This window comes from Kosakonia sp. PSU_27, assembly GCF_039409795.1.
GTDB lineage: Bacteria > Pseudomonadota > Gammaproteobacteria > Enterobacterales > Enterobacteriaceae > Kosakonia.
On sequence record NZ_JBCIVK010000005.1, the window covers coordinates 34,487 to 59,639 of the forward strand.

Below are 25,153 nucleotides of genomic sequence, written 5' to 3' on the forward strand. Positions count from 1 at the left end.
ATGGCAGAGCAAAGCCCAAAAACCACGCTAGCACCGCACTATCCTACTCCTCCGTTTGTCGAACAACCGCAGCCCGCACCGGGTCTTGCCAGCAAAATGAAACCTGTGCCGGATCACGGTGAAACCAGCTACCGGGGTTCCGGGCGCTTAGCGGGCCGTAAGGCGCTGATTACCGGCGGCGACTCCGGCATTGGCCGGGCGGTTGCCATTGCCTATGCCCGCGAAGGCGCGGATGTGGCGATCAACTACCTGCCGGAAGAGGAATCCGACGCCGCCGAAGTGATCAAATTGATCGAAGCCGAAGGGCGAAAGGCCATCGCCATTCCGGGGGATATCCGTTCAGAGCAGTTTTGCCAGACGCTGGTTAAAGAGGCAGTCGCCAAACTTGGCGGGCTGGATATTCTGGTTAATAACGCCGGTCGTCAGCAGTTCAATGAGTCGATTCTGACCCTGTCGACCGAAGATTTTGACGCCACCTTTAAAACCAACGTCTATGCGATGTTCTGGATAACCAAAGCCGCCGTGGAACATCTGCCGCGCGGTGCCAGCATTATCAACACCTCTTCGGTGCAGGCGTATCAGCCAAGCCCCATTCTGCTGGATTACGCGCAGACCAAAGCGGCGATTGTGGCGTTCACCAAATCGCTGGCGCAGCAACTTGGTGAAAAAGGCATCCGCGTCAATGCAGTGGCTCCAGGCCCATACTGGACACCGCTGCAGTCGAGCGGCGGTCAGCCACAGGAAAAAGTGCAGCAGTTCGGGGCCAGCGCACCGCTGGGCCGCCCGGGTCAGCCCGTAGAAATTGCCCCGCTGTATGTCACCATGGCCTCGGCGGAAAGCAGCTATACCTCCGGGCAGGTCTGGTGTTCTGACGGCGGTACCGGCACGCTGTAACTCCCCCCGCTTCCACTCTGTATGGCCGCCGTCTGGCGGCCATCGCTGGTAAGGATCGCAACACCGTGAAGAACACAGTCTCGCACTCTCCTGTCCGGGAGGATGGCTTTGCCGAACCCGGCGATTACGCCGCGATTGGCGAAGGACGCTCGGTCGCACTTATTGCCCCCGACGGGTCAATTGACTGGTGGTGCGCACCGAACCTGGATTCCCAGCCGCTGTTTGATCGCCTGCTCGACCCGGAGATTGGCGGTTTTTTTCAGTTAGCGCCGCAACAACCTTACACCGTGACGCGCTGCTACAGGCAGGACAGCAATGTGCTGGAAACCACCTTCACCACCGCCAGCGGCAAAGTGTTACTTACCGAATCCATTAACAGTACGCTCGCTGGACGTTTGCCGTGGAGCGAGCTGGCGCGCCGGATTGAAGGTCTGGAAGGCGAAGTGGCTTTAACGCTGAAAGTGCGTTTCGGGACGCGGGCAGAAACCTGTTCGCCGTGGATGAACAAAACAGCGCACGGCAACGTCTACCATATCGCCGATTTACTGGCGATGCTGCGCACCAGCGAAGAGGTCAACATCACCGACGCCGACGATGAGCAGGTTAATGGTCACATGACGGTTTCGGCGGGCCAGCGGCGGCTGGTTGCACTGCTGGTGACTGAAAAAGAGCCGCTGGCAGTCCCGAGCCTTGAGGCAATTGACGCGCGCATTGAAACCAGCCATGCCGCCTGGTGCGACTGGAGTAAAAGCCTGAGCTATGCAGGGCGTTACGCAGAACATGTCGGGCGTTCCGCGCTGGCATTGAAATTCCTCTGGTATTCCCCCACCGGTGCGCTTGCCGCGGCAGCGACCACCTCCATTCCTGAAGGTATTGGCGGTGAGAAAAACTACGACTATCGCTACGCGTGGATCCGCGATGCCTGCCTGATCATTAAAGCCTTTGCCTTTTTGGGCACGCTGGAAGAGTGCAAAGCCGCTTTCTCCTGGCTTTCAAAAACCATTATCCGCCACGGTGTCAGGCTGCAGGCGTGTTACACCCTCGAAGGGGAGGAAGTGCCCTGTGAAACGTACCCGGCGCTGCGCGGCTACAAAAATTCACAGCCGGTGCGAGTGGGTAACAACGCGCGTGACCAGCTACAACTCAGCATGTACGGCGATATGCTGGCAACGGCGGAGCTGTTCGTAAAGGCGGGCCACGTGCTGGATCTCACCACCTCGCGGCTGCTGGGCGAGCTGGCAAATTGCTGTGCCGATCACTGGCGGCAAAAAGATTGCGGGATTTGGGAACTGCCCGAGCTGCAACATTATACCCACTCCAAGATGGCGTGCTGGCTGGCGCTGGATATGGCCGTGTTGATGGCGAAAGAGAAATACATTGAGCCAACGTGGGTCGGGCGCTGGCAGCGCGAGCGGGATCGCATCCGCGACTGGATCGAAACCCATTGCTGGTCACAGAGCAAACAGGCTTACCTCTTTTACCCCGATAGCGACGATCGGCTTGATGCTTCGCTGGCGCTGGTTTATCGCTATGGTCAACATGTTAATCCTCAGCGCATGCTTGCCACTTACCGGGCCATTGAAGAGGAGCTGGGCCACGGCGGCGCACTGGTCTACCGCTACAGCGGCGTCGAACAGGAAGAGAACACCTTTGTCGCCTGTTCGTTCTGGCTGGCGGCAGCCTGGGCGGCAATGGGCGAGACAACCAAAGCCGAAGCGGCAATGGATGCGATCCTCAGCGCCCTTTGCGATAAAGGCAATGTCGAAACTTTTAATGAGATGTTCGATGTTCGCACCGGCAAGTGGAGCGGCAACCTGCCGCAGGGTTTAAGCCACCTGGCGCTGATTTGCGCCGCGCAGGCGATTACCGATCACGGCACATCCCCTCCATAAACCGGTATGTTGCCAACGCGCTCGCAGTCACAGCCCGCAACCGGAGGAATTTCTGCCAAAGGGGTTAACAGCGCTACCGCATAAGATGGTTTTTCTCATGCGCGATCAACCATGCTTTACGCGCGATACCGCCACCGTAGCCGGTCATGGTGCCGTCTTTACCAATGATGCGGTGGCAAGGAATGACAATCGCCACCCGGTTCGCGCCATTGGCCGCCGCGACGGCACGTACCGCGGTGGGTTGTGCAAGGCATTCCGCCAGCGCCTGATAATGCGTGGTCTGGCCGTACGGCACCGTTTGCAAGCCTTGCCAGACGCGGCGCTGAAACGCGCTGCCGGGCAGATCCAGCGTCAGCGAAAACTGCTGTCTGTCGCCCGCGAAATACTCGCCGATCTCTTTTTCCGCCTGCCGGGTATGCCGGTTTTCCCCGGCGATAATGCGCGCTTTCAACAAGCGCTGTAAGTCGCTGAATTCGGTCTCCAGCATGCGTCTATCCACAAACTCCAGCAGGCAAATGCCCTGTTCCGTGGCGCAGACAAACATCGGGCCAATCGGTGTGGTGAAACGGTGGATCATGATCACCTGCTGCCCGAGGCTCGGTGCCGCGCCAGTGAGTTTTTTACAGGTATAACCAAAGCCGCTGAGCGATTCATAACCGTTGTCAAAGGCAACATCGGTGGCGCTGCGCCCGCCTTTCAGCTCCTGAAGCGCGACATTTACCCGCGACATGCGCTGAAAAGCCTGAAATGTGATGCCATGTTGCTGCAAAAACCAGCGGCGCACACGCTCCGGGCTGATGCCTTGTTCGCGCAGCAGCGTGTCGCTGATACGCATTTTAGGATTGGCGCGAACGAGCGCTAACGCTTGCTCGATAAAGCCCGGTGCCGAACAGGCATTTTCCGTTGGTCGACACACTTTGCACGGGCGGAAACCGGCATCGAGCGCTGATTTCATCTCGCGGAAAAACACCACATTTTCCCGCTTCGGCTTACGCGCGCGACAGACGGAAATACAAAAAACTCCGGTGGTTTTGACGCCGACAAAAAAGAGGCCGGTGTATTCAGAAGCGCGATCGAGTAGCGCCTGATACCAGGTATCACACTGCACTTTATCCGTGATTTGCATAGTGGAAAACGCCCTCAAACGATTGCTGTGTCTGCACGCTCAACAGTATGTTTTTCAACTGCGTTTGTAACGCGGCATGAACAGCATTGCCCATCGAAATACGGCACACGCCAAGCGTGGCCAGTTCGGTGAATCCTGCCAGCCCCGGTACGCACATCACATTGAGTGGCAAAGGGATCTGCTGGGCGATAGCGGCTATATCCGCGTTTTGCATCACGCCGGGCACAAACAGACCGTCCGCGCCGTGTTGAGCATATAACTGCCCGCGATACAGCGTCTCTGCCAGCGCATTTTCCACGTTCAGCAAGAACGTATCGGTACGGATATTCAAAAACAGCGCGCATGGCAATTGCGCGCGGATTTCCCGTAACTGCCGGGCGAATTGCGCGGCGTCAACCAGTTGCCGTTCGCCATTGACCACGCGGCTATCTTCCAGATTAATGCCCACCACACCGAGCTTTATTAATTGTTGCAGGTTATCGGCAATGGCTTGCGCGGTTTCGCCGTAACCGGCTTCCATATCCACGCTGAGTGGCAGATCGCAGGCGGCGCGAATGCGTTTCACCATAAACAGCAGTTCGGCAAACGGCATTTGTTCACCATCGTCATAACCGAGCATTGCAGCAATGGCGGCGCTGGACGTTCCCATCACCTGATATCCGGCCTGCTCTGCCGCCTGCGCGCTGGCTGCGTCCCAGACATTGTCGAGCACTAATGGTGTAATTTGATGGTGAAAAGCAGTGAAATCCATGGTCGTCTCCTGGGGCGTTAAGTGGAGTCAGTGTGGCGTTTGCCGTCTACTCCTCACAACCGAAAATCGGACGACCATTTTTTATATGTCGGGCAGAGGCCGTTTTAGTGCTGGCAATCACGTTACCGGGCACGGCGCGAAGATCATTGCCTCAGGCAGTGGTGGTAATCATCGATGTTGCTGTGGCTCGGGTTGTTGCGGTAATAGATCACCGGAATCGACTTTCCGGGGTGATCGCGACCGAGATCCAGGGTATGGGTGGGCACGTTTGATTCTTTTTGCTGTAGCTCTGGCCGTTTGTCGCGAACGCATTGCCATCACAATATCGACCTTGCCCAAATCGTTCGGCGTTCCGGGAAAGACAGTGACGATCTGCGCTTCAACCTGCAGCGGATCGTTGTTGATTTTTCGGCTGAGGAAACAATCCCGGGTAAAGCATTAAACGACTGCCTCGATCATCGCTGAAAAAGGTATCCATACCCAATCTCATGAAAGAACGCGCATTTTCCTCACATCATCCAGTCTGCTTGTAGGAGCCGGATAAGGCGCCAATCGCCATCCGGCCACGTAGTTTGTCACGGATAGAGGGACATCAAAAGCGAGTGCTTATCCTGATCGAACAGCGCGAAATCGCGGCTCAGCGTGGGGTTTTCCTGCTGGAGACGCTGCTTTTGTGCCGGGAATTTTGGGTCGTCGGAAAAATAGAGCGCCATCAGGTAATCCATGTTTTCAAGGTGCTTGCTTTCAGAATCAACAATCACGCGTTGATAGCACGCCTTATCTTTTTTGCCGATCCGATCCTTGAGCATACACTCTTGCAGCAGCAGAGAGGGATCGGTGTTAGCTCTGTTCACAGGCTCGAGATAAGCGAGGGCTTTTGCATATTCGCCCTTTGAAGAGAGCAAGCTGGTGTAACTTCTGATGACATTGGCGTTCTCAGGATTTTCGCGTGCCAGCTTGTCGAAGTCCTGTAACACTTTGGATTTTGCCGCATCATCTGCCAGCGCATACTGTTTTACCAGGTCTGACGCCTGCTGAGTTGGCTCATCTTTATAGCGACTCACAGCGACGACGCTGACGCTAAAAATAAAAAAAAGAGCGATGAAAAGCGTTTTTTTTACATTCATGATTCTATCCCTGAAAAGGCGTTAAATTGATGACTCTCTTGACGCTAGCAGGAATGGGCGGGACGGTTCCTGTATATCCAGAATCATAGAAGTAGCCGGCTTCAATTTCTAAAGCGGCATTTCTGCTTGATGCGGGGGCAATAAAAAATGACGTATTTACCTGCATAACGTTCATGCCTATTCCACCCAACGCTCTACCCCTTAAACGTCACACCAAACACCTTAGAAATCGCGGTTTTTCCTGCATCTGTCAGGGTGATTTCGCGATAGCCTGGCGTACGCGTCAGCCAGCCCTGCTGTTCAAAAGCAATCAGTAGCGCCGCGCCTGCATCGCCGCCGAGGTGAAAACGCCGCTCGCTCCAGTCCAGACAGGCGCAACAGGGTTTGCGCCGGGTGCGCGGATCGAGGGTGACGCCAATCTTCTCAAGGCTGCGTTTGCCTGAATCCGTCACCGCGCTGCCATCGTCAGTGATCCAGCCTTCGCGCTGCATAAACGCATACACGCCAACGGCTATCTCACCGGCAAGATGATCATAACAAGTACGTGCCTGACGCAGCGCCAGCGGCGTGCGGGTGACAGGTGCCTGCACACCGCGCATGGATACGCTCATCATCGTTTCCAGCAGCGCGGCGACATCGCTGCCTGCCAGCCGGTAATAGCGGTGCCGTCCCTGCGACACGCAGACCAGCAGCCCGCTGGCGAGCAGTTTTGCCAGATGCGCGCTGGCCGTTGACGCGGCAATATCCACCACCGCGCTCAACTCGGTCGCGGTCCACGCCCGCCCGTCCATTAACGCACAGAGCATTTTCGCCCGGGAAGGCTCCGCCATCGCGCTGGCAAGGCCGGAGAGCGTCTCCTCCAGCAGATGCGGTTGTTCCTGCGTTTTGCGTAGTTCATTGCCGGTCATAGCGGTTGTACGTCCCATCGTTGTGTTACTTCGCGCGCCAGCGGATCGTTATCGGTGAGCAGGATCAACCGGTTGTCATGATCGCTGTATTGCACAAGGATATTGATATTATATTGTGCGATCGTGCGGGCAATTTCGCCTAACTCGCCGGGACGCTCCTGCTTCAGTTTGCGGATAACCGGCAGGGTCACGGCATGTACCGTTAAACCCACAGCGGTTAACACTTCCCGGGCGCGCTCGCCGTCGGTCACCAGAAAGTGCGCATGGCATTGATCGCCTGCGGTAAACACACCGCCCCCTTCCAGCCCGACGCCATGTTTACCGAGCGTTTCACCAAGCCGTGCCAGTTCGCCCGGCGTATTATTCAGGATAACGTGAATATCGTACATATTATGGCTGCTCCGTGGTTGATGCGTAATCGCGAAAAACCGTGGCAACACGGATGCGGTAGGACGAAAAAATGGCTTCCCGCCCTTCGCGCTGAGCCGCCTGGTGCAGCACATTGCTCTTCCAGGCGTGCACTGATGCTTCATCGCGCCACCATGACAGTGACAATATCTTCCCCTCGTGGCTCAGGCTCTGAAAACGTTCGATCGCGATAAACCCGTCGATGTCTGCCAGTATCGGCTTGAGTTAAGCGGCTAATTGCAGGTAACGCGCCTGCTTACCTGCGGCGATATCAGCTTCAAAAAGTACGGCGATCATAACGTGGCTCCTCATCAATAATGAGCCGCCAGTGTTGTGCAGATGCCGGGCCCACGCTTCGTCCCCTGACGAAATATGGCTGACGATTTCCTCTCCCTAATACAAACCGAGAAGTGATTTAGCTCGCAGATCTCCATGAAACCGGTTGCAGGCGTGGTTTACCAGGTTAGCATGAAACCGGTTTCACCCAGTTACACCAACTCAGTTTCCGATAATAAAAGGGAAATAAAAATGGCCGTTATCAGGGATTACAACAAGTTAGCAAGTGATATCCTCCGCGAGGTCGGCGGTGAAGAGAACATCAGTAATTTCTCCCGCTGCGCTACGCGTCTGCGCCTGGTATTGAATCAAACGCCTGACACGGCGAAAGCCAACATCCAGAGCCTGCCAGGCGTGATTGCGGTTGTGGAAAGCGGCGGGCAATTTCAGGTGGTGATTGGCACCCACGTCGCCGATGTGTTTAATGCGTTGAGCGGTATGGTGAAAGAGAAAGACGGCAACGGAGCGCAGCCGAAAACTCGCTGGCTGGATGCGGTGATCGCCACCATGTCGGCGGTGTTTGCGCCGATTGTCTATATTCTTGCCGCCGCCGGGATTTTGCAGGGTTTACTGATTCTGCTCGGGCTTGCCGATGCGCAGATCAAATCCTCCGGCACGTTTGCGGTGCTGAACTTTATGTCCTGGACACCCTTCGCATTCCTGCCGGTGTTTATCGCCATTACCGCCGCGCGTCATTTTAAATGTAACCCTTTTATTGCCGTGCTCTGTTGCTGCGCGTTAATCAACCCTGAGTGGACAGCGATGGCCGGGAAAATCGCCAGCGGCAGTGAAGTGAAATTCCTCTTTTTCCCGCTGGCGGAAACGGTTTATACCTCGTCAGTGCTGCCGCCGTTGTTCCTCGTCTGGGCGCTGTCGTGGTTTGAACGCCGCGTTGAAAAATGGCTGCCTGAAGTGGTGAGCCCGTTGTTTACACCGCTGCTCTGCTTCGTAGTCATTGTGCCGCTGACGTTAATTGTGATTGGCCCGATCACCAGTTGGGCTGCGCTTGGCGTCGCGCACGGGTATAACACGCTGTTCCACGCCGCACCGGCACTGGCGGCAGCGATTATCGGCGGTGTCTGGCAGGTGATTGTGATTTTTGGCGTCCACTGGGGCATTACGCCGGTGATCATGGCCAACTTCGATACTCAGGGCTATGACTCTTTCCAGGCCTATCAAACCATTGCAGTAATTGGCCAGATGGCGGCGGTATTCGGCGTGTTTATCAAAAGCCGCAACAAGCAGTTGAAGGCAACCTCGCTGTCGGCAGGCGTGACGGCGATTTTTGGTATTACCGAACCGGCGATTTATGGCGTGACGCTGCGCTTTAAAAAACCGTTTATCTGCGGCTGTATTGGCGGCGCGATTGGCGCAGTCGTCGCCAGCCTGTTTGGCAGCCTCTACTATGCTTATGCCGCACTGCCGGGCCTGTTCACGCTGGTCAACGCAATCAGCCCGGATGCGCCAATGTCGTTTATTGGCGAACTGGTGGGCGCGGGCACCGCGATTGTGCTAACCATCGTGATGGTGCAGTTTGTCGGGTTTGACGATCCGGTCGAAGCTGTGGTTTCTGATGAGAAAAACGCGGCGCTGACTGTCGGCTCCCTGCAAATGCTGAGCCCCATCAAAGGCGAAGTGATTGCCCTGGAAAGCGTCGCGGATGAAGCCTTTGCCGGAAAAGTGCTGGGCGATGGCGTCGCCATCATTCCGCACGAAGGTAAAGTTGTCGCCCCTTGTGATGCACAGGTCGCAACATTGATCGACTCTCATCACGCCATTGGCCTGATATGTGATAATGGCGCGGAATTACTGATTCATGTTGGGCTTAACACCGTCAATCTTCAGGGGCAATATTTTACGCCGCTGGTCAAAGAGGGTGACCGGGTTAGCGCCGGAACGCCGCTGCTGGCCTTTGATAAAGAATACATTGAGCGGGCAGGTTACGACCTGACCACGCCGGTGCTGGTGGTCAACAGCGAGGAGTTTACGCTCACTCGCCATCAGTCGCAGGGCGCGGTCAGCGCGGGAGTTCCGCTGATGTCGCTGGCCTGAAACTGGCCGCCGCAATAATAACAACAGTGAGGTTTAACGATGGTAACGATACTGGATGTCGCCAGGCTGGCCGGCGTCTCCAAAGCGACAGTATCGCGCGCGCTAAACGGAAAAGTTTTTGTCCGTGAGGAAGTGAAAGCCCGCATTATGCAGGCGATTGCCGAAACGGGTTATCGCCCCAATCAGCTGGCGCGCAATCTTGCCAACAATAAAACCAACTCTGTCGGGCTGGTCATCACCAACGGGCTGTATAACGGCCCGTTTTTCTCCAGCATGATTTACCACGCGGCGACCAACAGCGAGCAGCACGGCCGCCAACTGGTGCTGGCGGACGGAAAACACAGCGCGCAGGAAGAGCGCGACGCCATCGACCTGCTGCTGTCGCTGCGCTGTGAAGCGATCATGATCTACCCCAAATACCTGTCGGTCGCCGAACTCGATGAGATCATCGAACGCAACCCGACGCCAATCGTGGTGATCAACCGGGAACTTACCCGCCACCGCAACCAGTGCGTGTTTGTCGATCACCAGCAAAGCTGTGAAACAATGATGGAATACCTGTTAGCACAGGGGCATAGGCGCATTGCGTTTGTTGCCGGTTCCGATGCTTCCCCTACCGGCGAGAGCCGTTTAGCCGGTTATCGTAAAGCACTGCGCAACGCCGGGATCGAACCCGACCCACAACTGCTGGTGCGCGGTAGCTGGAGTACCGACAGCGGTTACGAGGCGGGGCGTGAACTGCTGGCGCGCAATGTGCCGTTTACCTGCGTGCTGGCCGGGAACGACGATATGGCGATTGGCGTGGCGAAAGCCTGTTATGAAGCGGGTTTGCGGCTGCCACAGGATGTGTCGCTGGCCGGGTTTGATGATTCGGTTATCGGCAAATATTACAACCCGTCACTGACTACCATTCATGTTCCGATGGAGGAGATGATCCGTAACGCCATCGAAATGGTTCTGATGCCAGAGGCGACTGCCATTAGCGCTCATCGGGGCGAGCTGGTGTGCCGTGAGTCGGTGATTGCGCCTAAAACTGCCCGGTAAACCGGGCAGTTTCTGATTACGCCTGCGCGATAGCGTCGAGTTTCGCCAGCGCATCCGGCGGCAAAGTGAGTTGCGCGCTGGCGAGGTTTTCCTGCAAATGCTGCGGTGACGACGTACCAGGGATCAGCAGGATATTCGGCGAGCGCTGCAACAACCAGGCCAGCGCCACTTGCATTGGCGTGGCACCAAGCGTAGTCGCGACTTCATTCAACTCGCCTGACTGCAACGGCGTAAAGCCGCCGAGCGGGAAGAACGGCACATAAGCGATCCCCTGCGCATTCAACGAATCAATCAGCGCGTCGTCATGGCGGTTCGCCACGTTATAGAGGTTCTGCACGCAGACAATCGGCGTCATTTTCTGCGCATCCGCCACCTGTTTCGCCGTCACGTTGCTCAGACCAATATGGCGAATCAGCCCGCGCTCTTTCAGCTTAATCAAAGCCTCCAGCGGCGCTTCAAGCGGCCCCTCTTCCGGCCCATGCACGCCGAACATGGCGCGCAGGTTCACCACTTCCATCACTTCAAGGCCGAGATTTCGCAGATTATCTTCAACGGCTTGCGTTAACTCTTCAGCGCTGAATGCGGGCAACCAGTTGGCTTTATCATCACGGCGCGCGCCGACTTTGGTGACAATGCACAGATCATCCGGGTACGGATGCAGTGCCTGCTTAATCAATTTATTGGTGACATGCGGGCCGTAAAAATCGCTGGTGTCGATATGGTTCACGCCTGCGGCAATCACATCGCGTAGCACCTGCAACGCTTTCGCTTCATCAGCGGGCGGCCCAAACACGCCGGGCCCCGCCAGTTGCATGGCACCGTAACCCAGGCGACCAACCTGGCGATCGCCCAGACGAAAGGTAAGTGAAGGTTGAGACATGGAGTACCTCCTGTGCATTAAGTAAACAGATTGTAGGAGTATCGTTGCTGTGCAACAATCCGCTGAAATTAATACACACTGTACGGTTAACCGAACAATGAAGCTGGACTTCGCCCTGCTGAACGCCATTGTGGCGGTCGCTAACGCCGGAGGCTTTCGCGAAGCCGCACGCGTGACCGGCACCAACCCTTCCCGCCTGAGTGATGCGGTGCGCCGCGCTGAACAGCAGCTCGGCGTGCGCCTGTTTAACCGCACCACCCGCACCGTGGCGCTAACCGATGCGGGTAAAGCGCTGATGGAGCGACTGCAACCGGCGATGAGCGAAGTGGACGCGGCGCTCGACGCCATTAACCGTTACCGATCAACACCCAGCGGTACGCTGCGCCTGAACGTGCCGGTCAGCGCTGCCCGGCTGGTGTTGCCCGCCATCGTACCCGCCTTTCTGGCGCACTATCCGGACATTCAACTGGAAATCGTGGCCGAAAGTAACGTGCAGGATGTCTTTCGCGATAGCTGTGACGCAGGCATCCGCTATGACGAATGTCTGGAGCAGGATATGGTCGCGCTGCCCATCGGCCCGCGTCGCCAGCGTTTTGTCGCCGCCGCCTCGCCCCATTACCTGCAACAACATGGCATACCGCAACATCCACGCGATCTGATTGCGCATAACTGCATTCGCGGCCGCTATGCCAGCGGCGTGATGCCGGAGTGGGAGTTCGAGCGCGATGGCGAAACATTGCGTGTACAGGTCAATGGCACCTTAGTGGTCAGCGTCGGCGCGGCAATGGATCTGGCCGTGCAAGCCGCGATTGCCGGAAGCGGCATTATTTATCTGTTTGAAGAGTGGCTGCGCTTGCCGATTGAGCGCGGCGAACTGATACCGGTGCTGGAACCCTGGTGGTTGTCGTTTAACGGCCCGTACCTCTATTACAACTCCCGGCGGCTAATTCCTGCGCCTTTACAGGCGTTTATCGATTTTGTGCGCGCACAGGCAAGTTACGGATATATAACGCGATGATCAGAAGAACTGTCTACACTTTAGGAAACAGAACAGAGCGAGGATGAGCTATGATCTTTCCGGCCATGCCAGTCAATGAAATCGAGCGGCTGAAGTCGCTATATATGATGGATTTGCTTGATAAAAAGGATGATGAGCGCTTTGACCGGTTAACCCGTACGGCGAAGACCACCTTTGACGTACCGATCGCGGTCATCAGCCTGCTCGATCGCGATCGTCAGTGGTTGCTGTCGCGCAGCGGTGTCGATACTCACGAAACGCCGCGCAATCTCTCCTTTTGCGCACACGCCATCCTCGAAGAGGGGACTTTCATTGTGAAAGATACCCTCGCCGATCCGCGTTTTGCCGATAACCCGTTTGTCATTGGTGAGCCCTGGGTGCGCTTTTACGCTGGCTGCCCGGTGCGCCTGCCGGACGGGGCTATTGCCGGGACGATTTGTATTATCGACACTTACCCGCGCCCGTTCTCCAGTGCGGAAATCAACACCCTGCTCGACTTCGCCGCCATCGTGGAAGATGAGTTTTTGATCCTCAGTATGGCGATGACCGACAGCCTGACCGGGATGCCAAACAGCCGTGGTTTTTACCGCACCGGCGAGAAGCGCTTTGCCTGGCTAAAAGAGCATAAAAAACCCTTCAGCCTGCTCTATTTCAGCATTGATAATCTGAAAGCCATCAATGAGTTGCTGGGCAGCAAAGAGGGCGATGAGGTGGTAAAAATCTTCGCCAGCAACCTGACAAAATGTATTAAAGAGCAGGATATCGCCGCGCGTCTGGGCGGCGGGGAGTTTGCGGTGCTGCTGGGAAATCTCGCCGTGAATGACGTGGATGCGTTTTTGTTCGATCTGCAATCGCGGATGGACGCCATCGATCATCTGTCCGGTAAGAATTACCACATCAACTATTCGCACGGCATTATCGAAAACGGCGGCAGTCGATACGCCACGCTGCGCGATATGCTGGAAGACTGCGACAAAGTGATGTACGCGGAAAAGCGTCGTCGTTAGTCGTTAAATAACTGCGCCGGACAACCGGCGCACCGTTTACAAATTGTCGAACCCGCCGTTACCTTCCCAGCCCGCCAGCCGCTGGTAGATACATTCCACCGCCGCTTTTACCGGCGGCGTCATCGGGTAGTAAAACCCGACAATATCCGGCTGAATGCCAAGAAAAATCACCTCGCCGATATCCTCTTTCAACTGATCAATCAGATAGTTGAGCGGCATATTGTGGGTGGTCATCAGGAACATTTCGGCAATGTCATCCGGGTCCACCACGCGGATATCGCCGGGGTTGAGCCCCATATCGGTCGCATCGACAATCAGCAGCCGCGAGGGTTTCAGTTCGCGAATCGCCACCACATCGTTTTCCGGCGCGCTGCCACCATCAATCACCTGCCAGTTACCTTGCGGGTTTTCGGCGCACATTTGCGCCAGCAACGGGCCTGCGCCATCGTCGCCCATCATACTGTTGCCGACACACAGCAATACGTCAGTCACGTAATCTCCTCACCATTAAATAGATGGCGCTTTCCTGATGGATATCATGCAGCATCGACAGCAGCGCTTTACTCCAGGCGAGCTGCTGCGCATTTTGCCGGGTCTGTGCCCGATCAAAGGCGTTTGCCAGCAGCATCACGTGCGTGCTGTCAATAACAATTTCGCCGTAGCGCGGCACGCCTTCCATTTTGCGCCGCGCTTCGCTGCCTGCCTCCAGCGTGGCGATCCACGCCAGGTAATCCTCCCACGGGCAGGAGAGCGCCGTTTCCAGGCAGTCGATCACCCCCAAATGGTGGCCGATAGCCAGGCTGTAATAAACCACTTGCTGCGCCTGTGCGGGTGTAGCGTCGTTCTCGTCGATAAACTTACGCCGCAACTGGCTAAAGACCACCGATTCGCCCATCAGATTTTCGCCTCCTGCACCACCTGGTTCAGATGGCTGACTATCTCAGTCAGGCGCGGATCGTTTTCCTGCGCCAGCCAGTTCACCACTTCATGTTCGCCGACGCTTCGCAAACGCATAAAGTCATCGGCAATCTGGCGGCCGTAGCGGTAACCCGCCAGCCGACGCGCGGTGCGATCCACTTTCACGCGCAGGGGCTGCACCATCGCCGGGTGCAAAATCTCGGCCGGCTGGTCGTCCTGCTCACCAGGCAGACGAGCATGGATTTTCTGCTCCAGCAAGCCCAGCGCCATGGCGAAACCATACAATGTGGCCGCGGGCGTTGGCGGGCAGCCGGGTATATAGACATCCACCGGCACAATCTTGTCGGTGCCGCCCCACACGCAGTACAGGTCGTGGAAGATACCACCGCTGTTGCCGCACGCGCCGTAGGAGATACAGATTTTGGGATCCGGCGCAGATTGCCAGGCACGCAGCGCAGGTGAGCGCATGGCGCGGGTTACCGCGCCGGTGAACAGCAGAATGTCGGCATGGCGCGGTGACGGAACCACTTTGATACCGAAGCGTTCTGCGTCAAACAGCGGTGAAAGCGTGGCAAAAATCTCGATTTCGCAGCCGTTGCAACCGCCGCAATCCACGCGGTAGACATAGGCGGATCGTTTGATCTTATTCAGCAGCGAGGCTTTCATGCTGGCGATGGACTCCTCCACCGTCATCGGTACCGGAATACCGTCCGCATCGCGCGGACCTAACAGCTGGCTCATTAGCTGGCCTCTCTCATATGGCGGGTCAATTCAATCCGGTCGGACGGCACCAGACACTTCTGGCGCTTACACTCCGGGCAGGTTTCAAAACTTTCACGGTGCAGCTCTGCCCGGCTATCGCCGTTATGCGCCAGCAGCGCGATGGCGTAGTCGATCTCTTTTTGCACCGCGAATGGTCGGGCGCATTCGCGGCACTGGCACAGTTCAAAGCGCGACTGTTGCAGGAAATCCGCTTTGTTCCACACCGCCAGCTCATACTCCTGCGAAAGCGTGATAGCCGCCGTCGGGCACACTTCTTCGCAACGGGCGCAGAAAATGCAGCGCCCCAGGTTGAACTGCCACGCCAGCTCACCGGTGGCCAGATCGGTCTCCACCGACAGCGCATTCGACGGGCAGGCATTGACGCACGCCGCACAACCAATGCACTGCTGCGGGTTGTGCTGCGGTTTGCCGCGAAAGTTTTTGTCGACCGGCACTGGCGACAGCGGGTAATCGCTGGTTGCCGTGCCGGTTTTGATCACTTTTTTGATAAAGGTAAACATCGCTACCGTTCTCCCCTCACGATTTCAACGGCGAGTTCTTACGCTCAACCCCGTAACGCTCCAGCTCTTTGTAAGCCACGACCTTGCTTTTCTTCTTACGCACATCCACCACCGTCATGCGGTCGGTGCATGAATAGCAGGGGTCGAGGCTGCCAATGATCAGCGGGGCGTCGGAAACCGTGTTGCCGCGCAGCATATAGCGCAGCGTCGGCCAGTTGGCGTATGTCGCCGCACGGCAGCGCCAGCGGTAAAGTTTCTGATTATCACCGGTCATGCTCCAGTGGATGTCATCCCCGCGCGGCGCTTCAGAGAAACCGAGCGCGAAGCGGTGCGGAATGTAGGTAAAGCCTTCCACCATCAGCGGACCGCCAGGCAGGTTGTCGAGACCGTAATCAATCATATTGAGCGCGGTCAGCACTTCATTGATGCGTACTTTCAGGCGTGAAATTACATCGCAGCCCTGTTCGGTGTGCACAGTCATCGGCAGCAGGCCGTAACCGACAAACGGGTGATCGGCGCGGGTATCGCGGGCGTGTCCGCTGGCGCGCACCATCGGGCCGACGTTACTGAAATCGCGGGCGATTTGCGGGTCAAGGCGGCCAATGCCGACGGTGCGCTGTTCAATGTTCGGCGTACTCATCAGCACATCGACCAGTTCAGTCACATCGCGACGCATCTGCTGCGCTAACTGGCGAGTCTGGATCATGTCCTCTTTCAACATGTCGCGACGGATACCGCCAATCAGGTTCAGACCGTAGGTTTTACGCGCCCCGGTGAGGATTTCCGCCATTTTCATGGAGGCTTCGCGCACGCGGAAAAACTGCATAAACCCGGAATCAAAGCCGACAAAGTGACAGGCCAGCCCGAGGTTGAGCAAGTGCGAGTGCAGGCGTTCCACTTCGAGCAAAATGGCGCGGATCATCTGCGCGCGTTCCGGCACGACAATGCCCATCGCGTTTTCAACCGAAGTGGTATAGGCCGTGCTGTGGGCAAAGCCGCAGATACCGCAGACGCGATCGGAAAGAAAAGTGACTTCGTTGTAACCCATGCGGGTTTCCGCCAGCTTCTCCATGCCACGATGGACGTAAAACATGCGGTAGTCGGCATCGACAATATTCTCGCCGTCAACAAACAGGCGGAAATGGCCCGGTTCGTCGGAAGTCACATGCAGCGGGCCAATCGGCACCACATTGTTTTTCTTATCGCCCAGCTCGTTAATGAACTCGTAGGTTTCCGCATCAGTGGTCGGCGCGGGACGCTGACGATAGTCCATGCTGTCTTTACGCAGCGGGTAGAGTTCATCCGGCCAGTCATCCGGCAGCACCAGGCGGCGCTCATCCGGCAGACCCACCGGGATCAGGCCGTACATATCGCGCACTTCGCGCTCGCCCCACACCGCTGCCGGCACGCGCGGCGTTACCGACGGGTATTCCGCTTTCAGCGCGTCCACTTCCACACGCACCGTGATCCAGCACTTCACGCCCTGCTCCATCGACAGCACGTAATAGACGGCAAAATGGCCGTTCAGCTTGCGTTCGTCATTGCCAAACAACACCGAAAGCCAGCCGCCCTGCTGATAGTAAAGGTACTCCACGACTTCCGGCAGGTAGTTCACTTTGACGGTGACCGTTATCTGGTCTTTGGTCTGCCACGCTTCATCCAGCACCACTCCGGGAAATTTCTCGTGCAGGGCAGCAAGATAGTGTTGACCGATTTTTTCTTCAGACATGCTCAAACTCTCTTAATACGTCGCCAGCAAGGAGACGAAGGCTAAAAAGGCGACGCCGAAACCGGCCCAGGTTACGCGCGATGTGGCAACAAAACGCAGACGCGCCATGCTGTTCTCAAACAGGGCGATAATCAGCACGCCAGCGACCAGTTTCACCACGGCGATCGCCAGCGCCAGCAGCAAACCGGCGGCGCTAAAAGTGGTCATTTGCCCCCAGGGCAGAAACACGCCAACAAATAGTTGCAGCACCACCAGTTGTTTCAGGCTGATGCCCCACTTCAGCACCGCGAAACCGCTGCCGCTGTACTCAGACAGCGGCCCTTCCTGCAACTCCTGCTCCGCTTCCGCGAGATCAAACGGCAGTTTGCCCATTTCGATAAAGGTGGCGAACGCGCAGGCGCAGAGCGCCAGGAACAGAGGAATGCTGCGAGAGAGCGGCCAGTGATACACGGTATTGGTGATGTGGCTGATGTGCGTGGAACCGGCGACCAGCGCCGCCACCCACAGACCAAGCAGCAAAATCGGCTCGACCAGCACGCCGAGCATCGCTTCGCGGCTCGCACCAAGGCCGGTAAACGGGCTGCCGGTATCAAGCCCGGCGATGGCAAAGAAAAAGCGGGCAATAGCGAACAGGTAAATCAGGGTGATCAGATCGCCAAGTTCCGGCAGCGGTGAGGCAACCGTCACCACCGGTAACGCGGTCGCGACGGTCAGCATGACGCCCACCATCACAAACGGCGTCAGGCGAAATACCCAGCCCGACGCCGCCGGAGCAATACTTTGCCGCCCCAGCAGTTTCAGCAGATCGCGGTATTCCTGCAGCACGCCCGGCCCGCGCCGGTTGTGCAAACGCGCACGCGCCACGCGGCTGATGCCGGAAAGCAGCGGCGCTGCGGCAAACAACACCAGCGCCTGTAGTAAAGCAAACAGAAAACTCATTATCAGGCTCCTCGTGAAATCACCACTACCACCAGCACCGCCAGCTCAATCAGCGCCAGCCGACGAAACAGCACCGGCGCGCTATCACCGTGCCAGCCGGGAACAGGAAGCCGGGGCTCCAGCCATTTCCGCAGTTTCAGCACCGGGGCAAAAGCCGCTTTCACCGGCATGGCGAAACCATGCGCGGTAATCACCATTGATCCTTCATGATCGTAACCGCACACCCAGGCGCTACCGCGGCGGCGGGCGGGCAGGCGATCGCTTTTAAACAGCATCATCAGCAGTAACGGCAGTAGCGGCGTGGCAATCAGCAACAGCGCGATCATCGGCTGCGACACCACGGTGTTTGCCGTTTGCAGCGGCAACGGTACAGCGGCAAACAGGCGCGGCATCAGCCACGGCGCGGCAACACCGCCGATAACGCAGCAAATGGCCAGCGCGGCGACCACAACAGTCATTAACCAGGGAATGGAGCGCGGGTTTTCCGCCTGAGCGCTACGCGGCGCGCCAAGAAAAGTGACGCCATAGACTTTCGCCATGCACATCACCGCCAGCGCGCCGGTAATCGCCAGACCAACCGCCAGCAGCGGCCCCAGCAGTTGCAGCAGGAAATGACCACTGGCGCTTAAACCAAAGAAGGATTGATAAATCACCCACTCACCGGCAAAACCGTTGAGCGGCGGCAGCGCCGCCATCGCCATCAGCCCGACCAGCATTGCCAGCGAGATAACCGGCATCTTTTTACCGATACCGCCGAGTTTTTCGATATCGCGATAACCGGTGCCAAACCACAGCGTGCCCGCGCCGAGGAACAGCGTGCTTTTAAACAGGCTATGGTTAAAAAGGTGATACAGGCCGCCGGTCAGCCCCAGCGCCAGCAGCACAGGTTGTTGCAGCGCAAGGCCGGTCACGCCAGCGCCCAGGCCGAGCAGAATAATGCCGATGTTCTCCAGCGTGTGGTACGCCAGCAGGCGCTGGATATTGTGTTCCATCAGCGCATACAGCCCGCCAATAAAGGCGGTAATAATGCCAAATACCAGCAGCGCAATGCCCCACCACAGCGGCGGTTGGCCGCCGAGCAGCGAAAGGCTCAAAATGCCGAACAAGCCGATTTTCATCACCACCGCGGAAAACAGCGCCGCCGCCGGTGCGGGTGCGGTGGCGTGCGCCTGCGGCACCCAGGCATGCAGCGGAATGATCCCGGCCAGCAGGCCAAAACCGATCACGCCGAGCAGCCAGATGTCACTGCCGAGCGCATGCGTACCGAGCAGTGCAAAATCCAGCGTCTGGTAACGCTGCCACAGCAGCCAGCAGGCCACCGCCAGCAGGACCGTACCGCAGCGGCCCATGACAAACCACAGCTTGCCGGATTTGCTACAGCCGGTCAGAAATACCGCGCTCAACGCCATAATTTCCGCCATGATCACCAGCGCGCCGAAGTTTGCCGCGCTCACCGCGCACAGCGCGGCGACCAGCAGTAAGTTCATCAGCAGACCGTTGGCTTTCACCGCTTCATGGCGATGCCAGTCAATGGAAAACAGGCTAACAAAACCGCCGCAAACGCCGAGCGTGATCAGCCATACGGCGCTGAGCGGCGTGACCAGGACGTGATATTCAATCAACGGCAGAGTGCCGCTCACGGTGACAGCGTCTGTTAATGCCATCACGCCGCAGGCCGCCGCCATTGCACAACCGATAGCGCCGCCAAGCCCGGAAAAGAGTCCGCTTAACGCTTTGAACGGCATAAACAGATAGGCCAGCATGGCTGCGCAGGTAAGTACTGCGACAGCAGCGCTTAACAAAGAGAGGATAGTCATTTTGCGCTCCGGTTTAGCTGCGTATACAGCGATAAATCGCCGTAATCCGTGTTGAGGGTTTGCTCGCGTTTGCGACGGCTGGCTCGGGCGATATCCCGGTTATTGACCAGATGCAGCGCTTTGGTCGGGCACATCCGCACACAGGCCGGGCCTTCGGCATCGAAGTGGCAGAGATCGCACTTCACCGCAATTGCCCGCACGCCGGGCACCCAATCCAGCAACGTGCTGACACGCGCCGGCGCAGGCGGCGCAGAGGGCGCTTTGGGCGAGTTAACATTGGCGGGAATATCCAGCGGGCGGCTACCGGAAAACTCAATCGCGCCGAAAGGACACGCAATCGCGCACAGCTTGCAGCTGACGCACAGGCTTTCATTTAACTGCACCGCGCCATCAACGCGGTTGATCGCGTTCACCGGACAAACGCCCGCACAGGGCGCGTCTTCACAGTGGTGGCACTGCTGCGGCGCGGACTCTTTTTCGCTGCGCATCACACGCAGCCGCGGCATCGCCTGCAGGCCATGCGCACGGTGCGTTTCGGCGCAGGCAGCCTCGCAGGTATGGCATCCAATACATAACGCCGAATCGGCAATTACAAAACGGTTCACCAGCAAATCCTCAGGTGATTCACCCTGGTTACGGGCGGTCATTTATGACGAAACGTGTCGCGCTATGTGTCACTTCGACACATGTCGACACCCAAACTCAGGCCAGCGCAGGCGCGTGCGCGTGGCTGACAAGCGTGGTGAGATTGACCGGCGTATCCGCTTCCATTGCGGCATACAGGTTGTCGTAAACGGCGGCGATTTTGCCGAGATAATGCTCCAGCACTTTTTCACGATCGCGCACGCTGAACGCGCCATCGACCTTGCCATCGCTGGAGAGCTGCGCTTTGGCAATCACGCGTCGCTCGTCGCTCTCTTTATTGGCAATCGCATATTCAATGGTGTGACCGTTAAAGCCGCCGGTCAGGGTGATATAAACCGTGAAGTGTTCGAACAGCACAAAGCAGAGTTGCTGTTCCGGCGCACAGCCGATAGCGTGATGCAACCGCGCTCTGGAGAGCGTAACGCCCTGAACTAACGCGTTACAGTAGCTACGCCACTCTTCCTGCAGGCGGTGATGCCGCCCGGCAATATAATCTGCCTTTTCGCTAATTTCCCAAATCGTCATGTCTGCTTACCCGGTTAATGAAAAACAACGGCGGTAAAGCATCATCCATGCCAAAATTTAATTCATTGATTTAAAAAGAAATAAAAACAAAACGTTCACCCTTTCGACGTGTCATCTCGACATTGTCGACATCGTCACCGTGTCAAAAGGCGGAATGGCACTCTTATTGCATTAAGGGCGCAAAGTCATCAGGAGGCGTTATGCACGAAATCACCCTCTGCCAGCGTGCGCTGGAAATTATCGAACAACAGGCGTCAGCAAACGGCGCGCGTCGGGTCACCGGCGTGTGGCTGAAAGTCGGCGCATTTTCTTGTGTAGAAACGGAAGCTTTAACGTTTTGTTTTGATCTGGTTTGCCGCGGCAGCCTGGCGGAAGGCTGTACACTGCACATCGAACAACAACAGGCGGAATGCTGGTGCGAGTCCTGCCAACAGTATGTGACGTTACTTACCCAGCGAGTGCGCCGCTGCCCGCAGTGCCACAGCGACCAGTTGCAGATTGTCGCCGATGACGGCATGCAAATTCAGCGACTGGAAATTGAGGAGTAAACAATGTGTACAACATGTGGTTGTCAGGACGGTAACCTTTATATCGAGGGTGACGAACATAACCCGCACTCAGCGTTTCGCGGTGCACCGTTCTCCCCAGCCGCTCGCCCGGCGCTGAAAATCACCGGTATCAAAACCGACGATTTTCGTCCCACGCAACTGGAACACGGGGACTTGCATTATGGTCACGGTGAAGCCGGTACCCACGCGCCAGGCATGAGCCAGCGCCGGATGGTGGAGGTGGAAATCGACGTGCTGGAGAAAAACAACCAAATCGCCGCCCGCAACCGCGCCCGTTTCGCCGCTTCGCAACACCTGGTGCTCAACCTGGTCTCCAGCCCCGGCTCCGGCAAAACCACCCTCCTTACCGAAACCCTTAAACGCCTGAAAGCGCGCGTCCCTTGCGCGGTGATTGAAGGCGATCAGCAAACCGTTAACGATGCCGCACGCATTCGCGCGACCGGCACGCCGGCGATTCAGGTTAACACCGGCAAGGGCTGCCATCTTGATGCGCAGATGATTGCCGACGCCGCACCGCGACTGGCGCTGGAAAATCGCGGCATTCTGTTTATCGAAAACGTCGGCAACCTGGTATGCCCGGCGGGTTTCGATCTTGGCGAGCGTCATAAAGTGGCGGTGCTGTCGGTGACAGAAGGCGAAGACAAGCCGCTGAAATACCCGCATATGTTCGCCGCCGCCTCACTGATGCTGCTCAATAAAGTGGATTTGCTGCCCTACCTCGATTTTAACGTCGAGCAGTGCATCGATTATGCCCGTGAAGTGAACCCGACCATTGAAATCATGCTGATTTCTGCCACCAAAGGCGACGGGATGGACGCCTGGCTTGACTGGCTGGAGACGCAACGATGTGTATAGGCGTACCGGGGCAAATTTGCGCCATTGATGGCCTGCAAGCCAAAGTGGATGTCAGCGGCATTCAGCGCGATGTCGATTTAACGCTGGTCGGCAGCATCGACGAAAACGGTCAGTCACGCCTCGGCCAGTGGGTACTGGTGCATGTCGGCTTCGCGATGAGCGTGATTAACGAAGAAGAGGCGCTGGATACGCTGGCGGCGCTGCAAAATATGTTCGATGTCGAACCCGATGTCGGCGCGCTGCTTTACGGCGAGGAGAAATAATGCGTTTTGTCGATGAATATCGCGCCCCGGAACAGGTGATGCAACTGATTGATCACCTGCGTGAACGGGCAGCGCACCTCTCTTACACCGCCGCGCGTCCGCTGCGCATTATGGAAGTGTGCGGCGGGCACACACACGCTATTTTCAAGTTCGGTCTCGACCAGTTACTGCCGGAAAACATTGAGTTTATTCACGGTCCCGGCTGCCCGGTCTGCGTGTTGCCGATGGGGCGAATTGATACCTGCGTGGAGATCGCTCAACACCCGGAGGTGATTTTCTGCACCTTTGGCGACGCCATTCGCGTGCCGGGGAAAAACGGCTCGCTGCTGCAGGCAAAAGCGCGCGGCGCGGATGTGCGGATTGTCTATTCACCAATGGATGCGCTGGCGCTGGCGGAAAAAAATCCACAGCACAAGGTGGTGTTTTTCGGCCTCGGGTTTGAAACCACCATGCCTGCCACCGCCATCACGTTGCAGCAGGCAAAAGCCCGTAACCTCGATAACTTCTGGTTTTTCTGCCAGCACATCACGCTGATTCCAACGTTGCGCAGCCTGCTGGAGCAGCCGGACAATGGCATCGACGCGTTTCTCGCGCCGGGTCATGTCAGTATGGTGATTGGCACCGACGCCTATACTTTCATCGCCGATACTTATCAGCGCCCGCTGGTGGTCGCCGGTTTTGAACCGCTCGATCTGTTGCAGGGCGTGGTGATGCTGGTTGAGCAAAAAATTGCCGCCCACAGTAAGGTGGAAAACCAGTATCGCCGCGTGGTGCCGGACGAAGGTAACCGGCTGGCGCAGGCCGCCATCGCCGAGGTGTTTACCGTACGCGGCAACAGTGAATGGCGTGGCCTGGGCATGATTGGCGAATCCGGCGTGCATCTGACGCCTGCATATCAGCGCTTTGACGCCGAAGCGCATTTTCGCCCGGCGGTACAGCAAGTGTATGACGATCCGCGCGCCCGCTGCGGTGACGTGCTGACCGGCCGCTGCAAACCGCACCAGTGCCCGTTGTTCGGTAACACCTGTAACCCGCAAAGCGCGTTCGGCGCGCTGATGGTTTCATCGGAAGGTGCCTGCGCGGCCTGGTATCAATATCGTGCTCAGGAGTGTGAAGCATGAATGAAGTGCAGATGGCGCACGGCAGCGGCGGCCAGGCGATGCAACAGCTTATCAGCCAGCTTTTTATGGAGGCGTTCGATAACCCCTGGCTTGCAGAGCAGGAAGATCAGGCGCGTATCAATCTGGCAGAGCTTACAGCAGGCGGCGATCGGCTGGCGTTTTCCACCGACAGCTACGTTATCGATCCGCTGTTCTTTCCCGGCGGCAATATCGGCAAGCTGGCGGTATGCGGCACGGCAAATGACATTGCCGTTAGCGGCGCAACACCGCGCTTCCTCTCCTGCGGTTTTATCCTTGAAGAGGGGTTGCCAATAGCAACGCTGAAAACCCTTGTAGAGAGCATGGCCGACACCGCCCGCAACGCCGGTATCGCCATTGTTACCGGCGATACCAAAGTGGTGCAGCGCGGCGCAGCCGATAAGGTATTTATCAATACCGCCGGCATTGGCGCTATCCCGGCGTCGGTTCACTGGGCGGCAAACTCCCTGCAACCCGGCGATGTGCTGCTGGCAAGCGGCACACTGGGCGATCACGGCGCAACCATCCTTAACCTGCGCGAAGGCTTAGGGCTGGATGGCGAGCTGACCAGCGATTGCGCGGTGCTGACGCCGTTGATTAGCCAACTGCGCGAGCTTCCCGGCGTAAAAGCGCTGCGCGACGCCACGCGCGGCGGCGTTAACGCCGTGGTACATGAGTTTGCTGCCGCCTGCGGTTACGGCATTGAGTTAAAGGAACGAGACTTACCGGTAAAACCGGCGGTGCGCGGGGTTTGCGAACTGCTGGGGCTGGATGCATTAAATTTTGCCAACGAAGGCAAACTGGTGATTGCCGTACAGCGCGAAGCCGCAGAGCAGGCGCTGGCACAATTACGCGCTCACCCTTTAGGGCGCGACGCCGCAATAATTGGTGAAGTGGTCGAACGCAAAGGTGTACGTCTGACAGGCCTTTATGGAGTGAAGCGCCTGCTGGATTTGCCCCATGCCGAACCCTTGCCACGGATTTGTTAACCTTTTATTTTTATTAATTTTTTCACACCTTCTGCGTGT

At 57.3% G+C, this 25,153-nt stretch carries 27 protein-coding genes and 1 pseudogene; 11 read left to right on the forward strand and 17 right to left on the reverse strand.

The window, feature by feature from the left end; translation table 11 throughout:
• Together AAIG26_RS13135 and AAIG26_RS13140 are read left to right on the forward strand one after the other, a co-directional pair.
• A complete protein-coding gene (locus tag AAIG26_RS13135) occupies positions 1 to 894 on the forward strand; it encodes an SDR family oxidoreductase (RefSeq protein ID WP_020454945.1) in 894 nt (297 codons plus the stop codon).
• A 65-nt stretch (positions 895 to 959) separates the two neighbouring features.
• Positions 960 to 2,786: a glycoside hydrolase family 15 protein gene (locus AAIG26_RS13140; protein WP_343180666.1), complete on the forward strand. Its 1,827-nt coding sequence runs from the start codon at positions 960 to 962 to the stop codon at positions 2,784 to 2,786.
• Positions 2,787 to 2,859: 73 nt separating this feature from the next.
• Here AAIG26_RS13140 and AAIG26_RS13145 read toward each other — a convergent pair whose 3' ends face one another.
• The 7 genes and pseudogenes from AAIG26_RS13145 to AAIG26_RS13175 form a co-directional block, all read right to left on the reverse strand.
• Complete coding sequence (locus tag AAIG26_RS13145; protein WP_343180667.1) at positions 2,860 to 3,912, reverse strand: methylated-DNA--[protein]-cysteine S-methyltransferase; 1,053 nt, start codon at positions 3,910 to 3,912, stop codon at positions 2,860 to 2,862.
• The gene (locus AAIG26_RS13150; RefSeq protein WP_343180668.1) at positions 3,896 to 4,663 is read right to left on the reverse strand and encodes an isocitrate lyase/phosphoenolpyruvate mutase family protein; all 768 of its coding nucleotides are present in this window, start codon (positions 4,661 to 4,663) and stop codon (positions 3,896 to 3,898) included. The genes AAIG26_RS13145 and AAIG26_RS13150 overlap by 17 nt, the downstream gene beginning before the upstream one ends.
• A 143-nt stretch (positions 4,664 to 4,806) precedes the next feature.
• On the reverse strand, positions 4,807 to 4,929 hold the full coding sequence (locus AAIG26_RS13155) for a hypothetical protein (protein ID WP_313626138.1): 123 nt from the start codon (positions 4,927 to 4,929) through the stop codon (positions 4,807 to 4,809).
• 309 nt (positions 4,930 to 5,238) lie between these two features.
• Positions 5,239 to 5,790, reverse strand: coding sequence for a hypothetical protein (locus AAIG26_RS13160; protein WP_343180669.1), 552 nt, complete (start codon positions 5,788 to 5,790; stop codon positions 5,239 to 5,241).
• A gap of 194 nt (positions 5,791 to 5,984) precedes the next feature.
• A complete protein-coding gene (locus AAIG26_RS13165) occupies positions 5,985 to 6,698 on the reverse strand; it encodes a winged helix-turn-helix domain-containing protein (protein ID WP_343180927.1) in 714 nt (237 codons plus the stop codon).
• Positions 6,695 to 7,087 carry an amino acid-binding protein gene (locus tag AAIG26_RS13170; RefSeq protein WP_343180670.1) on the reverse strand — a complete coding sequence of 131 codons (393 nt, stop codon included), beginning with the start codon at positions 7,085 to 7,087 and terminating at the stop codon, positions 6,695 to 6,697. Before AAIG26_RS13170 ends, AAIG26_RS13165 begins: the two co-directional genes overlap by 4 nt.
• A 1-nt stretch (position 7,088) precedes the next feature.
• A pseudogene (locus AAIG26_RS13175) lies at positions 7,089 to 7,403 on the reverse strand (antibiotic biosynthesis monooxygenase).
• Between the two features lie 231 nt (positions 7,404 to 7,634).
• On the opposite strand from AAIG26_RS13175, the gene AAIG26_RS13180 reads away from it, so the two are divergent.
• The gene (locus AAIG26_RS13180; RefSeq protein WP_343180671.1) at positions 7,635 to 9,494 is read left to right on the forward strand and encodes a beta-glucoside-specific PTS transporter subunit IIABC; all 1,860 of its coding nucleotides are present in this window, start codon (positions 7,635 to 7,637) and stop codon (positions 9,492 to 9,494) included.
• A 39-nt stretch (positions 9,495 to 9,533) separates the two neighbouring features.
• Positions 9,534 to 10,538: a LacI family DNA-binding transcriptional regulator gene (locus AAIG26_RS13185; protein ID WP_343180672.1), complete on the forward strand. Its 1,005-nt coding sequence runs from the start codon at positions 9,534 to 9,536 to the stop codon at positions 10,536 to 10,538.
• 16 nt (positions 10,539 to 10,554) lie between these two features.
• On the opposite strand, the gene AAIG26_RS13190 is transcribed toward AAIG26_RS13185, so the two are convergent.
• Positions 10,555 to 11,418, reverse strand: a complete 864-nt coding sequence (locus tag AAIG26_RS13190) for an aldo/keto reductase family oxidoreductase (protein ID WP_020454957.1) — start codon at positions 11,416 to 11,418, stop codon at positions 10,555 to 10,557.
• Between the two features lie 97 nt (positions 11,419 to 11,515).
• On the opposite strand from AAIG26_RS13190, the gene AAIG26_RS13195 reads away from it, so the two are divergent.
• Complete coding sequence (locus AAIG26_RS13195) at positions 11,516 to 12,436, forward strand: LysR family transcriptional regulator (protein ID WP_343180928.1); 921 nt, start codon at positions 11,516 to 11,518, stop codon at positions 12,434 to 12,436.
• 50 nt (positions 12,437 to 12,486) lie between these two features.
• Positions 12,487 to 13,443, forward strand: coding sequence for a sensor domain-containing diguanylate cyclase (locus AAIG26_RS13200; RefSeq protein WP_020454959.1), 957 nt, complete (start codon positions 12,487 to 12,489; stop codon positions 13,441 to 13,443).
• A 36-nt stretch (positions 13,444 to 13,479) separates the two neighbouring features.
• On the opposite strand, the gene hycI is transcribed toward AAIG26_RS13200, so the two are convergent.
• From hycI to hycA, 9 genes are all read right to left on the reverse strand, one after another.
• Entirely contained in the window at positions 13,480 to 13,935 is a 456-nt protein-coding gene (gene hycI, locus AAIG26_RS13205) for a hydrogenase maturation peptidase HycI (protein WP_017459277.1), read from the reverse strand.
• Complete coding sequence (locus AAIG26_RS13210; protein WP_020454961.1) at positions 13,928 to 14,338, reverse strand: formate hydrogenlyase maturation HycH family protein; 411 nt, start codon at positions 14,336 to 14,338, stop codon at positions 13,928 to 13,930. Before AAIG26_RS13210 ends, hycI begins: the two co-directional genes overlap by 8 nt.
• Positions 14,338 to 15,102, reverse strand: a complete 765-nt coding sequence (locus AAIG26_RS13215) for an NADH-quinone oxidoreductase subunit B family protein (RefSeq protein WP_020454962.1) — start codon at positions 15,100 to 15,102, stop codon at positions 14,338 to 14,340. Before AAIG26_RS13215 ends, AAIG26_RS13210 begins: the two co-directional genes overlap by 1 nt.
• Entirely contained in the window at positions 15,102 to 15,644 is a 543-nt protein-coding gene (locus tag AAIG26_RS13220) for a formate hydrogenlyase complex iron-sulfur subunit (protein WP_020454963.1), read from the reverse strand. The genes AAIG26_RS13215 and AAIG26_RS13220 overlap by 1 nt, the downstream gene beginning before the upstream one ends.
• A 16-nt stretch (positions 15,645 to 15,660) precedes the next feature.
• Positions 15,661 to 17,373 (reverse strand): formate hydrogenlyase subunit HycE, encoded by a 1,713-nt coding sequence (hycE, locus tag AAIG26_RS13225; RefSeq protein ID WP_020454964.1) that lies wholly within the window; start codon positions 17,371 to 17,373, stop codon positions 15,661 to 15,663.
• Positions 17,374 to 17,385: 12 nt separating this feature from the next.
• A complete protein-coding gene (locus AAIG26_RS13230) occupies positions 17,386 to 18,312 on the reverse strand; it encodes a respiratory chain complex I subunit 1 family protein (RefSeq protein ID WP_045511026.1) in 927 nt (308 codons plus the stop codon).
• 2 nt (positions 18,313 to 18,314) lie between these two features.
• A complete protein-coding gene (hycC, locus tag AAIG26_RS13235; RefSeq protein ID WP_343180673.1) occupies positions 18,315 to 20,129 on the reverse strand; it encodes a formate hydrogenlyase subunit 3 in 1,815 nt (604 codons plus the stop codon).
• Positions 20,126 to 20,734 carry a 4Fe-4S dicluster domain-containing protein gene (locus tag AAIG26_RS13240; protein ID WP_343180674.1) on the reverse strand — a complete coding sequence of 203 codons (609 nt, stop codon included), beginning with the start codon at positions 20,732 to 20,734 and terminating at the stop codon, positions 20,126 to 20,128. The genes hycC and AAIG26_RS13240 overlap by 4 nt, the downstream gene beginning before the upstream one ends.
• Positions 20,735 to 20,831: 97 nt before the next feature.
• Positions 20,832 to 21,299 (reverse strand): formate hydrogenlyase regulator HycA, encoded by a 468-nt coding sequence (gene hycA, locus AAIG26_RS13245; RefSeq protein ID WP_020454968.1) that lies wholly within the window; start codon positions 21,297 to 21,299, stop codon positions 20,832 to 20,834.
• Between the two features lie 200 nt (positions 21,300 to 21,499).
• On the opposite strand from hycA, the gene hypA reads away from it, so the two are divergent.
• Genes hypA through hypE form a run of 5 tightly spaced genes read left to right on the forward strand, consistent with a single transcriptional unit; the run spans position 21,500 to position 25,114 of the window.
• Positions 21,500 to 21,847, forward strand: coding sequence for a hydrogenase maturation nickel metallochaperone HypA (gene hypA / locus AAIG26_RS13250; protein ID WP_045511032.1), 348 nt, complete (start codon positions 21,500 to 21,502; stop codon positions 21,845 to 21,847).
• A gap of 3 nt (positions 21,848 to 21,850) precedes the next feature.
• On the forward strand, positions 21,851 to 22,723 hold the full coding sequence (hypB, locus tag AAIG26_RS13255) for a hydrogenase nickel incorporation protein HypB (RefSeq protein ID WP_343180676.1): 873 nt from the start codon (positions 21,851 to 21,853) through the stop codon (positions 22,721 to 22,723).
• Positions 22,714 to 22,986 carry a HypC/HybG/HupF family hydrogenase formation chaperone gene (locus AAIG26_RS13260; RefSeq protein ID WP_020454971.1) on the forward strand — a complete coding sequence of 91 codons (273 nt, stop codon included), beginning with the start codon at positions 22,714 to 22,716 and terminating at the stop codon, positions 22,984 to 22,986. The genes hypB and AAIG26_RS13260 overlap by 10 nt, the downstream gene beginning before the upstream one ends.
• On the forward strand, positions 22,986 to 24,107 hold the full coding sequence (gene hypD / locus AAIG26_RS13265) for a hydrogenase formation protein HypD (protein ID WP_343180678.1): 1,122 nt from the start codon (positions 22,986 to 22,988) through the stop codon (positions 24,105 to 24,107). Before AAIG26_RS13260 ends, hypD begins: the two co-directional genes overlap by 1 nt.
• Complete coding sequence (hypE, locus tag AAIG26_RS13270) at positions 24,104 to 25,114, forward strand: hydrogenase expression/formation protein HypE (protein WP_160268883.1); 1,011 nt, start codon at positions 24,104 to 24,106, stop codon at positions 25,112 to 25,114. The genes hypD and hypE overlap by 4 nt, the downstream gene beginning before the upstream one ends.
• The last annotated feature ends 39 nt before the right edge of the window (positions 25,115 to 25,153 follow it).